We start from the raw sequence: 17571 nt of genomic DNA on the forward strand, positions 1-17571 counted from the left end.
CCCGGCCTCAGATGTGATCGGGATGTTACCGGGGCGTTAAAAACACGTAAGGATTTCGCATGGATCTTCCGTAATTTCCGTGCAACCGGTCGTTATTACCCTTCGTGACATCTGAGTCAGCTTGCACGCGCTAAGCTGCACTCAGGCGGTCGTGAAGGCAGTACTGCAGCGGCCACCTGCACCAAAGCGCAGTACGTAACCTGGAGAACACATCACATGGCAATTGTTCTATATGTCGGTGGTAGCAAGGACGGCGACAAGGGCGTGATGCCCTATGGTTTCAGCAAATCCCGCGCCGAAACCGCGCTGGGGCCGGAGATCTATACCGAGCGGTTCATGGAACTGCAGGGCGTGGGCAAGGTCCGGTTGATGGCACTGGAAAGCCTGCGCGACGACATCGTCATGCAGCACGCCGCACGCCACTACCGCTGATCGCAGCAACTGGCCTGGACACGCGATGAGGGCGTGTCCGCGCCGACATCCCAGCCGAACGCAAGGATGTCGGCGCAGGCAGGATTCCTGCCCCGCCGCGCACGCCGCTGTCAACGCCTTCCCGTGCCAGCCGTGCGGGGCCAGAATGGGATCTTTCCGCATCAAGGCCACGGCCGGACGCAATGTCAGATACCCAGCTTGCCCAGCAGATCGCCCAGACCATCGCCGATGAAATCGGTGCCCAGGCTGCCCAGGCGCGTGCCGCCATCGCGTTGCTTGACGAAGGCGCCAGCGTTCCGTTCATCGCGCGCTACCGCAAGGAAGTCACCGGTGGGCTGGACGACACCCAGCTGCGCAACCTCGAATCACGCCTGACCTACCTGCGTGAACTGGAAGACCGCCGCGCTGCCGTGCTGTCCAGCATCGACGAGCAGGGCAAGCTGACCGACGAACTGCGCAGCGACATCCTGGCCGCCGATACCAAGAGCCGGCTTGAAGACCTGTACCTGCCGTACAAGACAAAGCGCCGCACGCGTGCGCAGATCGCCCGTGAGGCGGGTCTGGAGCCGCTGGCCGATGGCCTGCTGGAGGACCCGACGCGCGATCCGAAAGTGTTCGCCGAAACCTTCGTCGATGCCGCAAAGGGCGTGGCCGATGCCAAGGCCGCGCTGGAAGGTGCGCGCGCGATCCTGATGGAGCGCTGGGGCGAAGATGCCGCGCTGGTCGGCGAACTGCGCGGCTGGCTGTCCGACAACGGTGTGATCCGTGCGCGCGTGGCCGAAGGCAAGGAAAACGAGGGCGCCAAGTACCGCGATTATTTCGAGCACGCCGAGGCCCTGGCGAAGATCCCGTCGCACCGGCTGCTGGCGCTGTTCCGCGCGCGCCGCGAGGAGATCCTGCACCTGGAACTGGATCCGGGCACCGATGCCGAGGCCGGGCACCAGTACGGCGAAGGCCGCGTCGCGTTCAAGGCCGGGATCCGTGACGCGGGCCGTGCGGCCGACCGCTGGCTGCTCGATGCCTGCCGCCTGACCTGGCGCGCCAAGCTGCACATGCACCTGCTGCTGGACCTGTTCAACCAGGCCCGCGAGAAGGCCGAGGCCGAGGCGATCACCGTGTTCGGTGACAACCTGAAGGATCTGCTGCTGGCCGCACCGGCCGGGCCGAAGACCGTGCTCGGGCTGGATCCGGGTATCCGCACCGGCTGCAAGGTGGCCGTGGTGGATGCCACCGGCAAGCTGGTAGCCACCGACACCATCTACCCGCACGAGCCGCGCCGGCAATGGGAGCAGTCGCTGCAGTCGCTCAGGCACCTGTGCATCAAGCACAACGTGGAGCTGATCGCGATCGGCAACGGCACCGCCAGCCGCGAGACCGACAAACTGGCCGGTGAGGTGATCGCCGCCGTCGGCAGCCCCACGCTGCAGAAGATCGTGGTCAGCGAGGCCGGTGCGTCGGTGTATTCGGCATCGGAATTCGCGGCCCGGGAGTTCCCGGACCTGGACGTGTCGATCCGTGGCGCGGTGTCCATCGCGCGCCGCCTGCAGGATCCGCTGGCCGAACTGGTGAAGATCGAGCCGAAGGCGATCGGCGTCGGCCAGTACCAGCACGACGTGGACCAGTACCGCCTGGCACGGGCGCTGGAAGCGCGCGTGGAAGACTGCGTCAACGCGGTCGGCGTGCACGTCAATACGGCCTCTGCCGCGCTGCTGGCGCGCGTTTCCGGGTTGTCCTCCACGGTGGCTGAGAACATCGTGCGGCACCGCGACGACAACGGCCCGTTCAAGCGCCGCAAGGACCTGCTGAAGGTTCCGCGACTGGGCGAGAAGACCTTTGAACAGTGCGCCGGCTTCCTGCGCATCGCCGATGGCGACCAGCCACTGGACGCGTCCTCGGTGCATCCGGAGGCCTATCCGGTGGTGGAACGCATCGTGGCCGCGACCGCGCGCCCGATCAAGGCGCTGATCGGCGATGGCAGCTTCCTGCGCGGACTGAAGCCGGAACAGTTCACCGACGAAACCTTCGGCGTGCCGACCGTGCGCGACATCCTGAAAGAGCTGGAAAAGCCCGGTCGCGATCCGCGTCCGGAGTTCAAGGCCGCCCGCTTTGCCGAGGGCGTGGAGGACATCAAGGACCTGCGCGAAGGGATGATCCTGGAAGGCGTGGTGAGCAACGTGGCGGCGTTTGGCGCGTTCGTCGACATCGGCGTCCACCAGGACGGACTGGTGCACATCTCGGCGTTGTCGGACACCTTCGTCAAGGATCCGCGCGACGTGGTCAAGGCCGGCGACATCGTCAAGGTGAAGGTGCTGGAAGTGGACGTGGCGCGCAAGCGCATCGCCCTGACCCGGCGCCTGGACGATACGCCCGGTCAGTCGACCAGCCGACCCGGCGCCCGCGATGAGCGCCCGAACGCTGGCAATCCAGCGCGCCGCGATGGGACCGGTGGCCGCGGTCCCGGCCAGCCGCGCGGCCATGGCGGCGGTGGGCGTCCGGGCAGCGCGGCGGCCCCGGCGAACAATGCGCTCGCCGACGCCTTCGCCCGGGCCAAGCGCAGCTGAGTACGACGGCCTGGCCGACCGGTCCGCGCTGACCGGTCGCCGCTGCTTCGGCATTCTGTGACGGGGGGGCTTACGTAGCGCCCCGCGATTGCGCACACTGCACGATGAGGGGGCCGATAAGGCCCGGGCCAGATGCCGGGAGGGCCATGGAGGTCAGTTCTGCAGGCGTATCGACCAGGTCCCCGTGCGCGAGCACGCGACAGGCCTGCGCGCGGCTGCGTGCGGTGCGCCGATGAGCGATCTTTCCGACGGTCCGGCCAAGGGCCTGCAGGCGCAGCTGGAACAGGCGCTGGAGGAGGTCCGGCGGCTGCGCATGATCATCGACGGCAGCGCCGCCGGCACCTGGGAATGGAATCCGACCAGCCACCACATGCAGGTCAACGCGCGCTGGGCCGAGATCGTCGGCTACACGCTGGAGGAGCTGCAGCCGATTTCCTCGGACACCTTCGAACGCCTGGTCCATCCGGATGACCTGCAGCGTTCGGATGCCCAGCTGCAGGCGCATTTCGCCGGCGAGACGCCGTTCTACGAGTGCCTGGTACGGATGCGCCACCGCGATGGCCACTGGGTGTGGGTGCAGGACCGTGGCCGGGTGTGCGAGTGGGATGCGCACGGTGCGCCGGTGTGGATGGCCGGCGCGCATGCCGACGTGACCGATCTGCAGCGGGCGCGCCAGGAAGTAGCCGGTGCGCGGCAGCGGCTGCAGTCGATCGTCGATTCGTCCGATGAAGTAGCGGTCATCGTCACCGATGAGCACGGCACCATTACCCTGTTCAATTCCGGGGCCGAACGCCTGCTCGGCTACCGCGCCGACGAAGTAGTAGGCGTGGCCAGCCCGGTGCTGTTCCACCATGGGCAGGAAGTGGAGGCGTTCCTGCAGACCCTGCCCGCCGACGAGGTAGCCGGCAGGGACCTGTTCGGTGTGCTCAGCGGGCGTGCGCGCGAGCACACCTATTCCCGGCAGTGGACGTTCCTGCGCAAGGATGGCCAGCACCGCCAGGTGCGGCTGTCGATCAGCGCGCTGGCCGATGCCCAGGGCGAGGTCACCGGCTTCGTGGGCATGGCCACGGACATCACCGAAGTGCTGCAGGCGCGGGCCGAAGCGCGCCTGGCCGAAGAGAAATTCGCCGGCGCCTTCACCAGTGCCGCGCTGGGCATGGCGCTGGTGTCGCTGGAGGGGCGCTGGCTGGACGTCAATGACGCGCTGTGCCGGATCATGGGCTATTCGCGCAACGAACTGCTGCAGGTCGATTTCCAGCGCCTGACCCACCCCGATGACCTGGATGCCGACCTGGCCATGGTGCAGGGCCTGCTGCGCGGCGAGCGCGCGCACTATCACCTGGAAAAACGCTACATCGGCCGCGAGGGCAACGTCATCTGGACGCGGCTGTCGGTGTCGCTGGTGCGCAGCGAGCAGGGCGATCCACTGCACTTCGTATCGCAGATCCAGGATGTCACCGCCCAGCACGCCAGCGAACAACGCGTGCTGCAGGCCGAACAGCGCAGCCGGATCACCCTGGATGCAGTGACCGACCTGGTGCTGAGCGTGGACCTGGAGGGCCGCATCGAGCATGCCAATGCGGCCGCGGTGCGTGCGCTGGGTGGCCCGGATGGCGCCCCGCTGCACGGCCACCACGTGGGCGAGATGCTGCAGCTGACCACCGAATACGCGCCGCTTTCGCCATTGGACCTCTCCGTGCTGCTGGACCCGGACAGCAACGCGGTGGACCTGCATTCGGACCTGCTGCTGGTGCAGGGGGGCGAGAACATGCCGGTGGATGTGTCGCAGGCCTGGTTGCATGACGACGCTGGCGCGCTGCGTGGCGCGGTCTGGGTGATACGCGATGTGACCCAACTGCGCGCGCGGCAACGCGAGGCGCGGCAGCTGGCCGAGATGGATCCGCTGACCGACCTGGTCAACCGGCGCGGTTTCGAAGCGCACCTGCAGCAGGCCATCGCCCACGTGGACCGCACCGGGCAGGCTGCCTCGCTGATGTTCATCGACCTGGACCAGTTCAAGCCGGTCAACGACACCTGGGGGCACCTGGCCGGGGATGCCGTGCTGTGGGCGGTGGCCAACGTGCTGCGCCATGGCGTGCGCGATTCGGACGTGGTGGCGCGGCTCGGGGGCGATGAGTTCGCGGTGATCCTGGCGGGCTGTTCGCTGCGCCGCGCACGCCGCATCGCCGGTGAGCTGCTGCACACCATCGGCGGGCTCTCCATCCCGTGGGAGCAGCATCGGATCAAGGTCGGGGTGAGCATCGGCATCGCCTCGATCAACACGGGGATGAGTGTCGACGAAGCGGTGGCTGCGGCCGATGTGCAGTGCTATCGGGCCAAGGCGGCCGGGCGCAACAACGTGCAGTCCGAACCGATGGGGCTGGAATCGCCGCCGGAATTTGACTGATCGGTGCGTGAAGGTCTCAGCCGGTGAGAGCGGGGCAGGGGACACTGCCCGCACCTTCAGACACACCGGGGAATGGCATGGCAGGTTGGGATCGGGACGTGCTTCGCGCGTATGGGCCGGCGGCAGCAGCATGGGTGGCCGCAGTGCTGGGTTGGCTGCTGCTGGAACAGGTGCAGGGTGCGCCGCTGCAGGTGGAACTGGCCAGCGTGCTGCGCTGGGGGGTGGTGGCCCTGCTGGGTGCCACGCTGGGCCATGGAGGCTGGGTGAGCTGGCGGCTGTGGCGGAGCGCGTGACGAGGGAGCGCGTGACGACCAACGGTCGTCACCCACCGGGCATGGGGCATGACGGCCAGCGGCCGTCACTACCAATGAAAAAGCCAGGCACGTGGCCTGGCTTTTTTCGTGCTGGTGCCGGTGAAAGGACTCGAACCTTCATGGGGTCACCCCCGGCTGATTTTGAGTCAGCTGCGTATACCATTCCGCCACACCGGCAGCGTGGCCGCGTAGTGTAAACAAAAGCACGCGCCACGGGTAGGCCTCAGGCCGCTTCGCTCCACGCGTAGTGGATGTCTTCGCGGTCGTCGAGGATCCGGTACTGCGCGGCCAGGTCGTTGGGGTCCGGGTTCAGCCACGCATCCAGATGGGTTTCGCGGATCGGCACGATGCCGCGGTCGTGGCCGGTGGCGGCGACATCGCGCGGCGGCTCGTCGGTGACCGCCGCAAACGACAGCAGGCGCCCTTCGGGTCCTTCCCATTCGGCCCACAGGCAGGCGATCAGCAGGTCGCGGCGTGGCTGCGGCTGGAATTCCAGCACCACGTCGCTTTCGTCATCGGCGGCCTGCAGCGGCAGGCCCTTGCGCGGAACGTGCTCGTAGAACGACTGCACCACCACCACCCCGTGGCGATGACCGAACGCGCCGCGCCAGTAGCCTTCCAGGCTGTCGCGGCGCGCGTTGTAGGTGCCCGGATACAGTACGTCGTTGCGCGCGGGTTTGTCCGGCAGCCGGCACTGGTAGCGCATCGGCTTGATCACCCGCTGGCCCTGTTCTGCCACGATCACCGGCGCATAGGTGCCGGGGAAGATGCGGTTGTCGCGCGGCAGCTGCTGGCTGCGCTGCAGGTCGTCCAGGCGCGACTGCGCGCGTTCGATGCGGTTGCCGGCGATGCGCAGCTCATTGCGCGCCTTCTGCGTGGGCTTGCTGGCCACGGCAGCCTGGGCGATGGCGCGCCGCTCATGCTGGCGACGCAGTTCGGCTTCCAGTTCGCTCTGTTCCTGTGCATGCCACTGCTGGATCATCGCCACGATATCGCGGCCGGCGTCGGTGCGTGCGCCACGGAATCCATCGTCCATCTCGCCACCGTGAAAGGGTGATGTCCTAGGCCTCTAGACGATGGGGACGCACGAAAACTTGAGTTGTACTGCTATCCAGACGGCCTAATGCCTGGAGTGGTGGAGCCAAGCGGGATCGAACCGCTGACCTCCTGCATGCCATGCAGGCGCTCTCCCAGCTGAGCTATGGCCCCATTGAAACCCGGTTGCCTGATGGGTCAGGTTTCCGTTTTGAAACTGGCGTCCCCACGGGGATTCGAACCCCGGTCGCCACCGTGAAAGGGTGATGTCCTAGGCCTCTAGACGATGGGGACGCACGAAAACTTGAGTTGTACTGCTATCCAGACGGCCTAATGCCTGGAGTGGTGGAGCCAAGCGGGATCGAACCGCTGACCTCCTGCATGCCATGCAGGCGCTCTCCCAGCTGAGCTATGGCCCCGTGTAACCGAGCCGCCTATCATACCGGCTTATTCACGTTTGTGGAAGCTTTTTTGAAGCTTCCCGGCAATTGAAGGATACACCCACCGAAGTGAAGACCCGACAAGCGCCACGCCCGTGAAGGCCAAAGGCGATGAACAAAAAAGACCCGGTTTGGTCCGGGTCCCGGTTGTTCAGATGAGTGGCGTCCCCACGGGGATTCGAACCCCGGTCGCCACCGTGAAAGGGTGATGTCCTAGGCCTCTAGACGATGGGGACGCACGAAAACTTGAGTTGTACTGCTATCCAGACGGCCTAATGCCTGGAGTGGTGGAGCCAAGCGGGATCGAACCGCTGACCTCCTGCATGCCATGCAGGCGCTCTCCCAGCTGAGCTATGGCCCCACGTCGCTGAGGTGCGAAATCATAGCGATGGGTACTGGGGTTGGCAAGCATTTGTTGCAGTTTTCTGCATGCCGATTCAGACGCCCGGTAGACGCTGCGAACGCAGCCGAAGTGCATTGCTGATCACCGAGACCGAACTCAGGCTCATCGCCACCGCCGCGAGCATCGGCGACAGGCTGATTCCCCACGGCATCAGCACCCCGGCAGCGACCGGAATGCCCAGCCCGTTGTAAGCGAATGCGAAGCCGAGGTTCTGCTTCATGTTGCGTACCGTGGCACGCGACAACTGGCGTGCGCGCAGGATGCCGCGCAGGTCACCCTTGACCAGTGTTACCTGCGCGCTGGACATCGCCACGTCGGTGCCATGCCCCATGGCGATGCCGATATCGGCGGTCGCCAGTGCCGGCGCATCGTTGATGCCGTCGCCGGCCATTGCCACGCGGCGACCCTGCTGCTGCAGCCGGCTGACCAGGGTGGACTTGGCTTCCGGGCGCATGTCGGCGTGGACCTCGTCCACGCCGAGCCGCGTGGCGACCGCCCGCGCGGTCCGTTCTGCGTCGCCGCTGGCCATGACGATGCGAAGGCCATCGGCGCGCAGTGCACGGATGGCCTCGGCGCTGGTCGGCTTGATCGGATCGACCACCGACAACGCCGCGGCAAGCGTGCCATCGAGTGCCAGCAACATCACGCTCGCACCATCGGCACGCAGTGCATCGGCGCGCTGCAGCAGTCCGGCAGGCAGCATCACGCTGTTCTCTTCCATCAGCGCACGGTTGCCGATCAGGAGGGTGCGCTCGCCGACGCGACCGCGTGCCCCGCGTCCGGTCATCGAATCGAAATCCTCGACCGGCAGCAGGGCCAGGCCGCGCGCGCGGGCTTCGGCCACGATCGCCATCGCCAGCGGGTGTTCGCTGCCCTGGTCGACACTGGCGGCCAGCTGCAGCAGCTGCGTGGCATCCAGCGAGTCGTCAGCGGCAGCCAGCTGCCCGAACACCGGTCGGCCTTCGGTCAGCGTGCCGGTCTTGTCCAGCACCAGGGTGTCGATGCCGCGCAGCGTTTCGATGGCCTGCGCATCGCGGAACAGCACGCCGTGCTGGGCGGCCCGTCCGGTCGCGACCATGATCGACATCGGCGTGGCCAGTCCCAGCGCGCAGGGGCAGGCGATGATCAGCACGGCCACCGCGTTGAGTACGCCATGCGTCCACGACGGCGCAGGGCCGAACAGGCCCCAGCCCAGCAGGGTCAGCGCGGCAACGCCGAGCACCGCCAGCACGAACCAGTACGCGGCCCGGTCGGCCATCTTCTGCATCGGCGCACGCGAGCGCTGGGCCTGCGCGACCAGCTGCACGATCTGCGCCAGCACGCCGTTTTCGCCCACGCGCCCTGCCACGATCACCAGGCTGCCCGAGCCGTTCATCGTGGCACCGATCACCGCATCGCCGGGCGCCTTGGCCACCGGCAGCGGTTCGCCGGTCAGCATCGATTCGTCCAGGTGCGACCGGCCTTCCAGCACCGTCCCGTCCACCGGTACTTTTTCGCCGGGCCGCACCCGCAGGCGGTGGCCGCTGGCAATCTGCTGCAGCATGACGTCGTGTTCACTGCCGTCTGCATCGATGCGCCGTGCGGTCTTCGGCGCCAGGCCGAGCAGTGCCTTGAGCGCGCCGGAGGTACGTGCCCGCGCATGCAGTTCCATCAGCTGGCCGAGCAGGGTGAGCGAAATGATCATCGCCGCCGCTTCGAAGTACACACCGACCTGGCCGTGCTGGTGGAACGAAGCGGGGAACAGGCCGGGGGCAACGGTGGCGACCAGGCTGTAGCCGTATGCGGCGATCACCCCGGTACCGATCAGTGTCCACATGTTCGGGCTGCGGTTGCGGATCGACTGCGCCCAGCGCTGCAGGAACGGCCAGCCCGCCCACAGCACCACCGGACTGGCCAGCAGCGCTTCGATGCCCACCCGCAGGGCCGGGGCCAGGCCGTGCAGCAGCGGGGTCATCGCCAGCATCGCCAGCGCCATGGTGGCCAGGCTGAGCGGCAGCGACCACCAGAAGCGCCGGCGGAAGTCGGTCAGCTCCGGGTTCTCGCCGTCATCCAGCGTCGGCATCATCGGTTCCAGCGCCATACCGCAGATCGGGCAGGTGCCCGGGCCGTCCTGCACGATTTCAGGATCCATCGGGCAGGTGTACTGCGCTCCCTCGACGGCCGCTCCCTGTGCCGCCTGCGGCTGCAGGAAACGTTGCGGGTCGGCCAGGAAACGTTGCCGGCAACGGGCGGCGCAGAAATACCAGTCCTGCGCGTCGTGATGCGCGTGGTGGGGCGTGCTGGCCGGGTCGACGGACATGCCGCAGACCGGGTCGCGCGCGGTTGCTGCGGGGAGGGGCGCGGAGGCGGCCGCTCCACTGCAGCACGAACGGGGGACGCCTGCACTCATTCCAGGTCCTCCTGCAGGGCGGCCATGATCGGACAGCCGACCATCGCGCCGTGCCCGGGGCAGGCGTCGACCAGAGGCGCCAGTACACGCCGCATGCGCTCCAGTTCGCGCATGCGCAGGTCGATGTCGGCCAGGCGGGCAGCGGCGGTCTGGCGCACGCTGGCCATGTCACCGCCGCGTTCGGCCGACAGCATCAGCAGGTCGCCGACTTCTTCCAGGCGAAAGCCCAGCGCCTTGGCGCGACGGATGAAGCGAAGGCGCTGCACCGCGTCATCGTCGAATATCCGATAGCCGGCCGCCGAGCGTCGGGCGGTCGGTAACAGCTGTTGTCGCTCGTAATAGCGGACGGTATCGATAGGCACACCGGCACGGCGTGCGAGTTCACCAATATTCATAAAGCCCTCCGAATGTGACCATCATCAACCCTTGAGTGAGGTCTAGAGTCAATAGCCGCTGAAAAGCAAGGCTTCTGACGCAGTTTGCAGCTTTCTTCATAGCCTCGGCCTGTACGCGATTCCTAACCTGCATCCACCGAAGAGCCTCGCCGTCAATGGCGGCGGCTCTGTTCGCGGGAGGCAAGAGGAGGAGCTGATGGACGCAAACAAGAACGAGCTGACTGAAATCGCAGTAGTGGAATATCCGGGCGCAGACCCGTCGGCTGCATCGATGCTGGCCGAGATGGCGCATGTCGGGAACCGGCTGGCGCAGCAACAGGGCCGGCATACGGCACGTATCCTGGTGTCGCGCTGGATCATGGCCAGCGATGGCGGTGGACCACAGCGGGTGGCCGGCGCGGAGATGCTGGATGCGACCGTGCCTGCGATCATTGCCCTGCCCGGGCAGGTCAGCCAGAACGGACAGATCCGTGATGAGTCGGTCCTGTTGGATTGGTTGAGCGCCCACTACGATGGCGGGAGCCTGATGGCGGCGGTAAATGACGGAATCGGCGTGTTGTCGCGTGCCGGCCTGCTCGCTGGCCGCACCGTTGCCAGCGTGGATGCCACCCGTTTCCCCGGGCTGTCGTCGCAGGGCGGCAGCTGGGTTCCCAGTGAGCGGCTGCTGGTGGACGATGGTGACCTGCTGACCGTCACCGGTTCCCAGGCCTGGCGTTTCCTCGCCCTGCGGCTGCTTTACCGGGTGCACGGCCAGGGCGTCATGGCCGCGGTGGCACACCAGCAGGGCATCGTCGTGCCTGCCGGTATCCAGCAGGACCTGGAGCGTTTCAGTGCCAACTTCGCCCATGGTGATCGCGACGTGCTCAAGGCGCAGCGTTGGCTGCATACCACGGCTGCACGCGGTGCCACGCTGGGCGCGATCTGCCAGGCCTCGGGGCTGGAGCCGCGTACGCTGCAGCGTCGCTTCCTGAAGGCCACCGGGCTGCGCCCGATCGAGTACTGCCAGCGGCTGCGTATCGCCAAGGCGCAGCTGCTGCTGCAACTGGGCGGGGCGATCGATGAAGTGGCATGGGGCGTCGGGTATGCGGACCAGAGCGCATTCCGCCGCCTGTTCCTGCGCATCGTCGGCATGACCCCGGCAACGTACCGGCGCATGGTGGCAGGCAAGCAGCGCGCCGCGCAGGCTGGATCGTCGCCGATGGGCAGCCCGGTCCGTCCGATCGACCGGCACGCAGCCTGAATGGACACCTGTCCTGTGGCTTGCCGCCGTCGCGAGGGTGAACGACCCTCGCTGGGCTTGAAGATGCAGGGCAGGACCCGTTGATGACGCACCCGTGATGATGAGCCTGGGACCAGTGCCGCTGCCGGTGGCACTGGCTGTTTCATTCCTGCTGCTGGCGTTGCTGGTGGCACGCCTGTGGCCACGTCCCCCCGGCACCCCGTGGCGGCCTGCCAGTGCCTTGCTGGTGGACATGTTCCTGCTGGGGCTGCTGGCTGCACGCGCGGTCTTCGTGCTGCGCGCTGCGCCGCTGTACCTGGACGATCCCTGGTCGATCCTGCGTATCGGTGATGGCGGTTTCGATCCCATCGGATTCTTCGTCTTTGCCGCGGGCTGGGGCGCCTGGAAGCTGCGCCGGCATCCTCCGCTGCGCCCGGCCGTGCTTGCCGCGACGCTGCTCGCCGCGGCTGGCTGGTGGGGTGCGAGCGCGGGCCTGCAGCACTGGCAGGCTGGGCAGGTCCGGCTGCCGGAGCTGGTACTGCAGGACCTGGCTGGCCAGCCGGTCGGGCTGGCGGCGGGGCAGGGCCGCCCCGTGGTGGTGAACCTGTGGGCCAGCTGGTGCGGTCCGTGCATCCGCGAGATGCCGGTGTTGGCCGCAGCGCAGCGGGCGCACCCGCAGGTGCGCTTCCTGTTCGTCAACCAGGGCGAGGATCTGGCGACGGTGCAGGGATTCCTGCGCGCGCATGCCCCCGGCCTGCAGGGCGTGCTGCTGGACGAACCCGCCCTGACGGGCCAGGCGATGGGCGTGCAGGCGTATCCCAGTACGCTGTTCTTCGACCGCGAAGGACAGCTTCGCGAATTGCACCTGGGCGAACTGACCGCTGCAGGCCTCGAGCACAAACTGCGTCGGCTGCGGTAGCCTGCGCGAGCATTCAATCAGGAGTTGTCATGCTTTCCACGAATCTGCGCGTCGCACCCGCGGCGCTGGTGTTGCCGATCCTGTTGGCGCTGTCCGGCTGTGGCGAGGCGCAGACGCCGAAAAACGCCGCGCAGGCAACGCCTCCCGAGGCAGGTGCCAGCGGTGACGCATCCGCGGTCCCGGCTCCGATCAAGGGCCTGCAGAAACTCGGCTTCGACGTCGTTTCGGAATTCGAGGCGCCCGGTGGCCTGCGCGGCTTTGCCGGCGTGGTCGGCGGGCAGCAGCCGGCGGCGGCGTATCTCACTCCCGATGGCAAGCATGTGGTGGTGGGAAGCCTGTTCGATGCGCAGGGCAATGACGTCGCGCGCGACCTGCTGACCGAAAAGGTGGCCGGGCCGATGACCGAGAAGATCTGGTCACAGCTTGAATCCAGTGCCTGGGTGGCCGACGGCAAGGCAGGTGCGCCGCGCGTGGTGTACACCTTCAGCGATGCCAACTGCCCGTACTGCCACAGGTTCTGGGAGGCGGCGCGGCCGTGGGTGGATGCCGGCAAGGTGCAGCTGCGTCACATCATGGTGGGCGTGATCCGCGAAGACAGTCCGGGCAAGGCGGCGGCGATCCTGTCGGCGGCCGATCCGAGCGCTGCGCTGCTGGAGAACGAGCACGCCTTTGATCGTGGTGGCATCAAGCCGGTGGCGATCAGTGCCGATGCGTCGCGCAAGCTGGATGCGAACCAGGCGTTGATGGTGGAAATGGGCTTCCAGGGCACGCCGGGGATCCTGTTCAAGGATGCTGACGGGCACGTGCAGCGGCGTTCGGGCATGCCGCAGGGCAACGACATGGAGTTGATGTTCGGCCCGCGCTGATGGGGTGTCGGTTTGCCGGGGCTGCGCCCCGGCGCCCGCTTTTTTCGAGCCGGGGCAAGGGCAAGGGCAACGGCTGCAGGGCTGTGGGTTGGTGGGGCGGGGTGGGTTCGTGGGAATCGCCGCAAGTACGTCCGTGTAGGCTCGCCATCCGCATCCATGCGGATGAGCGTTCCCACGAACCCACCCCGCCCCACCTTCGACAGGTCCCTAGCGGTGTCCTGGTAGCGCCGACCCATGGTCGGCGGATGGTAGGGGAAGCGGAGGGATGGGGTCAGGACACACGGGGTCAGAGTCCTTTCGCTACGTGAAAGGACTCTGACCCCTGCCTTTGCTTTTTTTTTCCATTGCGCGGGTGGCGGCCACCGGAACCTGTCCGGGGGCCGGGCGGTGGGGCTGGGCGGGGGCGTTGAGCGCCATGGATGGCGCGAAACGAGGCCCGCATGGATGCGGCTTTTGCCGTCCCCCGCGCAGCCCCACCGCCCGGCCCCGAGCACGTAGCCAGCAACAAAGCCACCCGCGAGGGGGTCCCACCCGTTCGACCGACGCGCCTACGGCGCCGAAGGCATCCCCGGCCGCACGTAGAACGAGCGCCCGCTATCGTCCACGAACATCAGTTCCGGCGCGCCCTGCCAGGAGGTCAACATTGCGCCGGTGTTGTTCTGGTGCTTGACCATCAGCGTGGCGCCGCGATCCGGGTTGGCGACCACTTTGAAGACTTCGGTCGCGCCGGTGGCATCGTCCAACGTCAGGATCGCTTCGCCGCCCACGTCCAGCGTGCCGTAGCCGCCGCGCTCGGCGCCATCCGGGCCCAACAGCACCACGCCGGACAAGGGCGCCGCACGCGGACCCAGCGGTTTTCCGCCGCCAGCGGGATCGGGGACCGGTGCCCCCAGGATCAATCGCGGCTGGCCCTGCGCATCGCGGATGACCAGTCCCCGGGCCTGCAGTACCTGGTCGGGTGATTGCGCCTGCTGCTGGCGCCACGCGGTCCACCCGCAGGCAGCCAGGGCGAGGAAAGAGACGGCGAGGGCGGTGCTGCTCAGCGCACGGGACATGATGGATTCCTTCCTTGGATCGATCCATGACAATAGCCGATGCACGCAGGCGGCTCCAGTCCATCCGACCTTCGCCGCATGCGACGAAGGTTGACAGCAGCAAACCCCCTCGACCACTCTTCACCTGTTGGATTGCCCCGCAATCCAGGAGCAGGTTGTCACGCCGGACGGAGGGGTCCGTGCGCAGGCCCGCTCCGCCCCGGCCCCTGCAGCACCGCTTCGGCGAGGCCTGCATGCGGGCTAGCGCTGCTCCCTTCGGCGGCACCCTTTCCAGGACCGACTGCGCAGGCATCGGGTTTGAAACGTCTGTCGATGAAAACGATTACAAAGCAGCTCTCCCTTTCCGCCGCCATCGCGCTGGCGCTTTCCGTTCCCGCCTTCGCCGCCGACACCGCGCCGTCCTTCAACGTGCTGGCGCTGGACAAGGCGCCGTTGGTTGCTGACGTGCCGTCGCTGGTCACCCAGCTGGGCGAGGTCCAGGCCGACGTGGTGGCCGTGCTGGACGTTGAGCGTCCGGTGGGCGCGATCGATCCGCTGCAGACCCTGGCCGACCAGCTCGGCTATGACTATCGATTCGTCCAGGCGGATGTGGATGCGCTAGGCACGGCGCAGGGCCAGGTGCTGCTGAGCCGTATCCCGGTGCAGGCCGAATCCGGCCCGGACCAGGTCGGTCGCGGCTACCTGCGACTGGCCGATGAGCGCCACGTGGTGGCGCTGTATGCACAGGCCAGCGCGGATGCGACGGCCTTGCCGGCGCTGCTGCAGTCCTCGCGCCTGGGTGCGCCGGCGGTGCTGCTGGCGCCGGGCTCGGTGGCCGCCGACGGTTTCGTTGCCAGCGGTGTATCCGGTGTGGCGAGCAACGGCTTCGGCGAAGGCCGCGCATCGGACCTGAAGCTTCGCGATGCCAGCGGCAAGGGGTTGAAGGCGCAGCTGCTGGCGCTGCCGTATGCGCAGGGCGCCACGCCGTCGCAGCCGTGGATGGACACCACGCTGGGCGCCGACGAGCGCACCCGCCTGCTGCTGGGTGAGATGACCCAGGACGAAAAATTCCAGATGCTGCGCAGCTACTTCGGGTTGGGCAAGGACGGCGGTCCGCTGCCGGAAGGCGCGGTCGGGTCGGCCGGCTTCGTGCCGGGCGTGGCGCGGCTGGGCATCCCGGCGCAGCAGTCGGCCGATGCCGGTGTCGGCGTGACCAACCCCGGCGGCATCCGCAAGGGCGACTTCGCCACCGCGATGCCGTCCGGTCCGTCCACGGCGTCCAGCTGGAACCCACTGATCGCCTATGTCGGCGGCGCCACCATGGGCCGCGAAGCGTGGCAGCAGCGCTTCAACATCCTGCTCGGCGGCAGCGTCAACCTGCAGCGCGATCCGCGCAACGGGCGCAACTTCGAATACGCCGGCGAAGACCCGCTGCTGGGCGGGGTGATCGTGGGTGAGTCGATCCGCGGCATCCAGAGCCAGCACGTCATCTCCACGATGAAGCATTACGCGCTCAACGACATGGAGACGCGACGCAACTTCCACAGCGTGCAGATCGGCGACCAGGCCATGCACGAGTCGGACCTGCTGGCGTTCGAGATCGCCATCGAACTCGGCAAGCCCGGTTCGGCAATGTGTTCCTACAACAAGATCAACGGCATCTACGGTTGCGAACATCCGTACCTGATGAACCAGGTGCTGAAGCAGGAATGGAAGTTCCCCGGTTTCGTGATGTCCGACTGGGGTGGCGTGCACAGCGGCTCGAAGGCGGCGCTGGCCGGCCTGGACCAGCAGTCGGCCGGCGAAGTGTTCGATGCCACCACCTTCTTCGACCAGCCCCTGCGCCTGGCCGTTGCCGGTGGCACCGTGCCGCAGGCGCGGCTGGATGACATGGTGTCGCGCATCCTGCGCACGATGTTCCTGCATGGCAACTTCGACAACCCGCCGCAGCACCAGCCGATCGACGTGGAAGCCGGGTATGCCGCGGCCCAGCGCACGGTGGAAGAGGGCAGCGTGCTGCTGCGCAACGAAGGCAACCTGCTGCCGCTGGCCGACAGCGTGAAGCGCATCGTGATCATCGGCGGTCACGCCGACAAGGGCGTGATCGGCGGCGGTGGCTCGTCGATGGTGGGGGTCACGGCAAAGGGCACCAACGCGGTGCCGGGCGTGATGCCGACCACCTGGCCGGGTCCGGTGATCTTCCATCCGTCATCGCCGCTGGAGGCGCTGCGCGCCGAGCGTCCCGATGCCCAGATCACCTACGTGGATGGACGCAATCCGGCCGCCGCCGCGCGTGCGGCTGCACAGGCCGACGTGGCCCTGGTGTTCGCCACGCAGTGGTCGGCCGAATCGGTCGACCTGCCGGACATGCAGCTGCCCGACCAGCAGGACGCGCTGATCAGTGCGGTGGCCAAGGCCAATCCGAAGACCGTGGTGGTGCTGGAAACCAACGGCCCGGTGCGTACGCCATGGCTGGCGCAGGTGCCGGCGCTGCTGCAGGCGTGGTACCCGGGCATCCGCGGTGGCGAGGGCATCGCCGCACTGCTCACCGGCAAGGTCAATCCGTCCGGTCGCCTGCCGGTGACGTGGGTGGTGGACGAATCGCAGCTGCCGCGCCCGCACGTGCCGGGGCTGGGCTTCAACCCGAAGCAGCCGGCGGTGGACATCTTCGATTTCGACATCGAAGGCGCCAACGTGGGTTACAAGTGGGCAGCGGCCAAGGGCCTGGTGCCGACCTTCGCCTTCGGCCATGGCCTGTCCTATTCCAGCTTCGCCTACGAGAACCTGCAGGTGAGCGTGGAAGGGCAGCGCGTGGTGGCCAGCGTGGACGTGCGCAACACCGGTGCGCGTGCCGGCGCCGACGTGGCCCAGTTGTACCTGAAACTGCCGCAGGGCCACACCACGCCGATCCGCCTGGTCGGCTTCGACAAGGTCAACCTGCAGCCGGGTGAGCAGCGCCGGATCCGCATCGAAGCCGAGCCGAAGACCCTGGCTGATTTCGATCCGACTGCGCGCCAGTGGAAGATTGCCGCTGGCACGTATCAGCTGCAGCTGGGCCGCAACGCGGCCGAGCCGTTGCAGGTGGTCGATGTGCAGCTGCAGGACACCGTGGTCCGCTGATCGCGGCAAGGGAGGTGACGACCAACGGTGGTCACCC

General features: G+C 67.4%; 11 protein-coding genes, 6 tRNA genes and 1 pseudogene. 8 read left to right on the forward strand and 10 right to left on the reverse strand.

Annotation, left to right across the window (positions count from 1 at the left end; translation table 11 throughout):
* The first annotated feature begins 216 nt into the window (after positions 1-216).
* The 4 genes from RTX79_RS02085 to RTX79_RS02100 all read left to right on the forward strand — a co-directional run bounded on the left by RTX79_RS02085 (position 217) and on the right by RTX79_RS02100 (position 5693).
* Entirely contained in the window at positions 217-432 is a 216-nt protein-coding gene (locus RTX79_RS02085; RefSeq protein WP_057508615.1) for a hypothetical protein, read from the forward strand.
* 182 nt (positions 433-614) lie between these two features.
* The gene (locus tag RTX79_RS02090; protein ID WP_312681443.1) at positions 615-2993 is read left to right on the forward strand and encodes a Tex family protein; all 2379 of its coding nucleotides are present in this window, start codon (positions 615-617) and stop codon (positions 2991-2993) included.
* Positions 2994-3225: 232 nt separating this feature from the next.
* Entirely contained in the window at positions 3226-5400 is a 2175-nt protein-coding gene (locus RTX79_RS02095; protein WP_312681445.1) for a PAS domain S-box protein, read from the forward strand.
* 134 nt (positions 5401-5534) lie between these two features.
* Positions 5535-5693, forward strand: coding sequence for a hypothetical protein (locus RTX79_RS02100; RefSeq protein ID WP_312681447.1), 159 nt, complete (start codon positions 5535-5537; stop codon positions 5691-5693).
* 112 nt (positions 5694-5805) lie between these two features.
* Here RTX79_RS02100 and RTX79_RS02105 read toward each other — a convergent pair.
* From RTX79_RS02105 to RTX79_RS02145, 9 genes and pseudogenes are all read right to left on the reverse strand, one after another.
* Positions 5806-5891, reverse strand: a tRNA-Leu gene (locus tag RTX79_RS02105).
* Between the two features lie 46 nt (positions 5892-5937).
* Positions 5938-6783, reverse strand: a pseudogene (locus RTX79_RS02110) (SOS response-associated peptidase family protein); the annotation flags it as partial.
* A gap of 64 nt (positions 6784-6847) precedes the next feature.
* Positions 6848-6923 (reverse strand) — tRNA-Ala (locus RTX79_RS02115).
* A 44-nt stretch (positions 6924-6967) separates the two neighbouring features.
* Positions 6968-7043, reverse strand: a tRNA-Glu gene (locus tag RTX79_RS02120).
* A gap of 49 nt (positions 7044-7092) precedes the next feature.
* A tRNA-Ala gene (locus tag RTX79_RS02125) sits at positions 7093-7168 on the reverse strand.
* Between the two features lie 181 nt (positions 7169-7349).
* Positions 7350-7425, reverse strand: a tRNA-Glu gene (locus RTX79_RS02130).
* Positions 7426-7474: 49 nt separating this feature from the next.
* Positions 7475-7550 (reverse strand) — tRNA-Ala (locus RTX79_RS02135).
* A 76-nt stretch (positions 7551-7626) separates the two neighbouring features.
* Positions 7627-9981 (reverse strand): heavy metal translocating P-type ATPase, encoded by a 2355-nt coding sequence (locus tag RTX79_RS02140; protein ID WP_428695930.1) that lies wholly within the window; start codon positions 9979-9981, stop codon positions 7627-7629.
* Complete coding sequence (locus tag RTX79_RS02145) at positions 9978-10376, reverse strand: MerR family transcriptional regulator (protein WP_312681453.1); 399 nt, start codon at positions 10374-10376, stop codon at positions 9978-9980. Before RTX79_RS02145 ends, RTX79_RS02140 begins: the two co-directional genes overlap by 4 nt.
* A 196-nt stretch (positions 10377-10572) precedes the next feature.
* Between RTX79_RS02145 and RTX79_RS02150 the strand changes: the two genes are divergently transcribed.
* The 3 genes from RTX79_RS02150 to dsbG all read left to right on the forward strand — a co-directional run bounded on the left by RTX79_RS02150 (position 10573) and on the right by dsbG (position 13380).
* Positions 10573-11616 carry a GlxA family transcriptional regulator gene (locus RTX79_RS02150; RefSeq protein WP_057508623.1) on the forward strand — a complete coding sequence of 348 codons (1044 nt, stop codon included), beginning with the start codon at positions 10573-10575 and terminating at the stop codon, positions 11614-11616.
* Between the two features lie 100 nt (positions 11617-11716).
* On the forward strand, positions 11717-12514 hold the full coding sequence (locus tag RTX79_RS02155) for a TlpA disulfide reductase family protein (protein ID WP_312681456.1): 798 nt from the start codon (positions 11717-11719) through the stop codon (positions 12512-12514).
* Positions 12515-12543: 29 nt separating this feature from the next.
* Positions 12544-13380, forward strand: coding sequence for a thiol:disulfide interchange protein DsbG (gene dsbG, locus RTX79_RS02160; RefSeq protein WP_312681459.1), 837 nt, complete (start codon positions 12544-12546; stop codon positions 13378-13380).
* A 548-nt stretch (positions 13381-13928) separates the two neighbouring features.
* On the opposite strand, the gene RTX79_RS02165 is transcribed toward dsbG, so the two are convergent.
* On the reverse strand, positions 13929-14435 hold the full coding sequence (locus RTX79_RS02165) for a hypothetical protein (RefSeq protein ID WP_312681461.1): 507 nt from the start codon (positions 14433-14435) through the stop codon (positions 13929-13931).
* 312 nt (positions 14436-14747) lie between these two features.
* On the opposite strand from RTX79_RS02165, the gene RTX79_RS02170 reads away from it, so the two are divergent.
* Positions 14748-17534, forward strand: a complete 2787-nt coding sequence (locus RTX79_RS02170) for a beta-glucosidase (protein WP_312681463.1) — start codon at positions 14748-14750, stop codon at positions 17532-17534.
* Positions 17535-17571 lie beyond the last annotated feature (37 nt).

The organism is Stenotrophomonas chelatiphaga, from assembly GCF_032054965.1.
In the GTDB taxonomy this organism is placed as follows: domain Bacteria; phylum Pseudomonadota; class Gammaproteobacteria; order Xanthomonadales; family Xanthomonadaceae; genus Stenotrophomonas; species Stenotrophomonas chelatiphaga.

Excerpts from the sequence above, each read along its gene's own strand:
- RTX79_RS02090 (WP_312681443.1), top strand. The coding sequence starts at position 615 with ATGTCAGATACCCAGCTTGCCCAGCAGATCGCCCAGACCATCGCCGAT.
- dsbG (WP_312681459.1), top strand. The coding sequence starts at position 12,544 with ATGCTTTCCACGAATCTGCGCGTCGCACCCGCGGCGCTGGTGTTGCCG.
- RTX79_RS02095 (WP_312681445.1), top strand. The coding sequence starts at position 3,226 with ATGAGCGATCTTTCCGACGGTCCGGCCAAGGGCCTGCAGGCGCAGCTG.
- RTX79_RS02155 (WP_312681456.1), top strand. The coding sequence starts at position 11,717 with ATGAGCCTGGGACCAGTGCCGCTGCCGGTGGCACTGGCTGTTTCATTC.
- RTX79_RS02145 (WP_312681453.1), bottom strand. The coding sequence starts at position 10,376 with ATGAATATTGGTGAACTCGCACGCCGTGCCGGTGTGCCTATCGATACC.
- RTX79_RS02170 (WP_312681463.1), top strand. The coding sequence starts at position 14,748 with ATGAAAACGATTACAAAGCAGCTCTCCCTTTCCGCCGCCATCGCGCTG.
- RTX79_RS02140 (WP_428695930.1), bottom strand. The coding sequence starts at position 9,981 with ATGAGTGCAGGCGTCCCCCGTTCGTGCTGCAGTGGAGCGGCCGCCTCC.
- RTX79_RS02150 (WP_057508623.1), top strand. The coding sequence starts at position 10,573 with ATGGACGCAAACAAGAACGAGCTGACTGAAATCGCAGTAGTGGAATAT.
- RTX79_RS02165 (WP_312681461.1), bottom strand. The coding sequence starts at position 14,435 with ATGTCCCGTGCGCTGAGCAGCACCGCCCTCGCCGTCTCTTTCCTCGCC.
- RTX79_RS02085 (WP_057508615.1), top strand. The coding sequence starts at position 217 with ATGGCAATTGTTCTATATGTCGGTGGTAGCAAGGACGGCGACAAGGGC.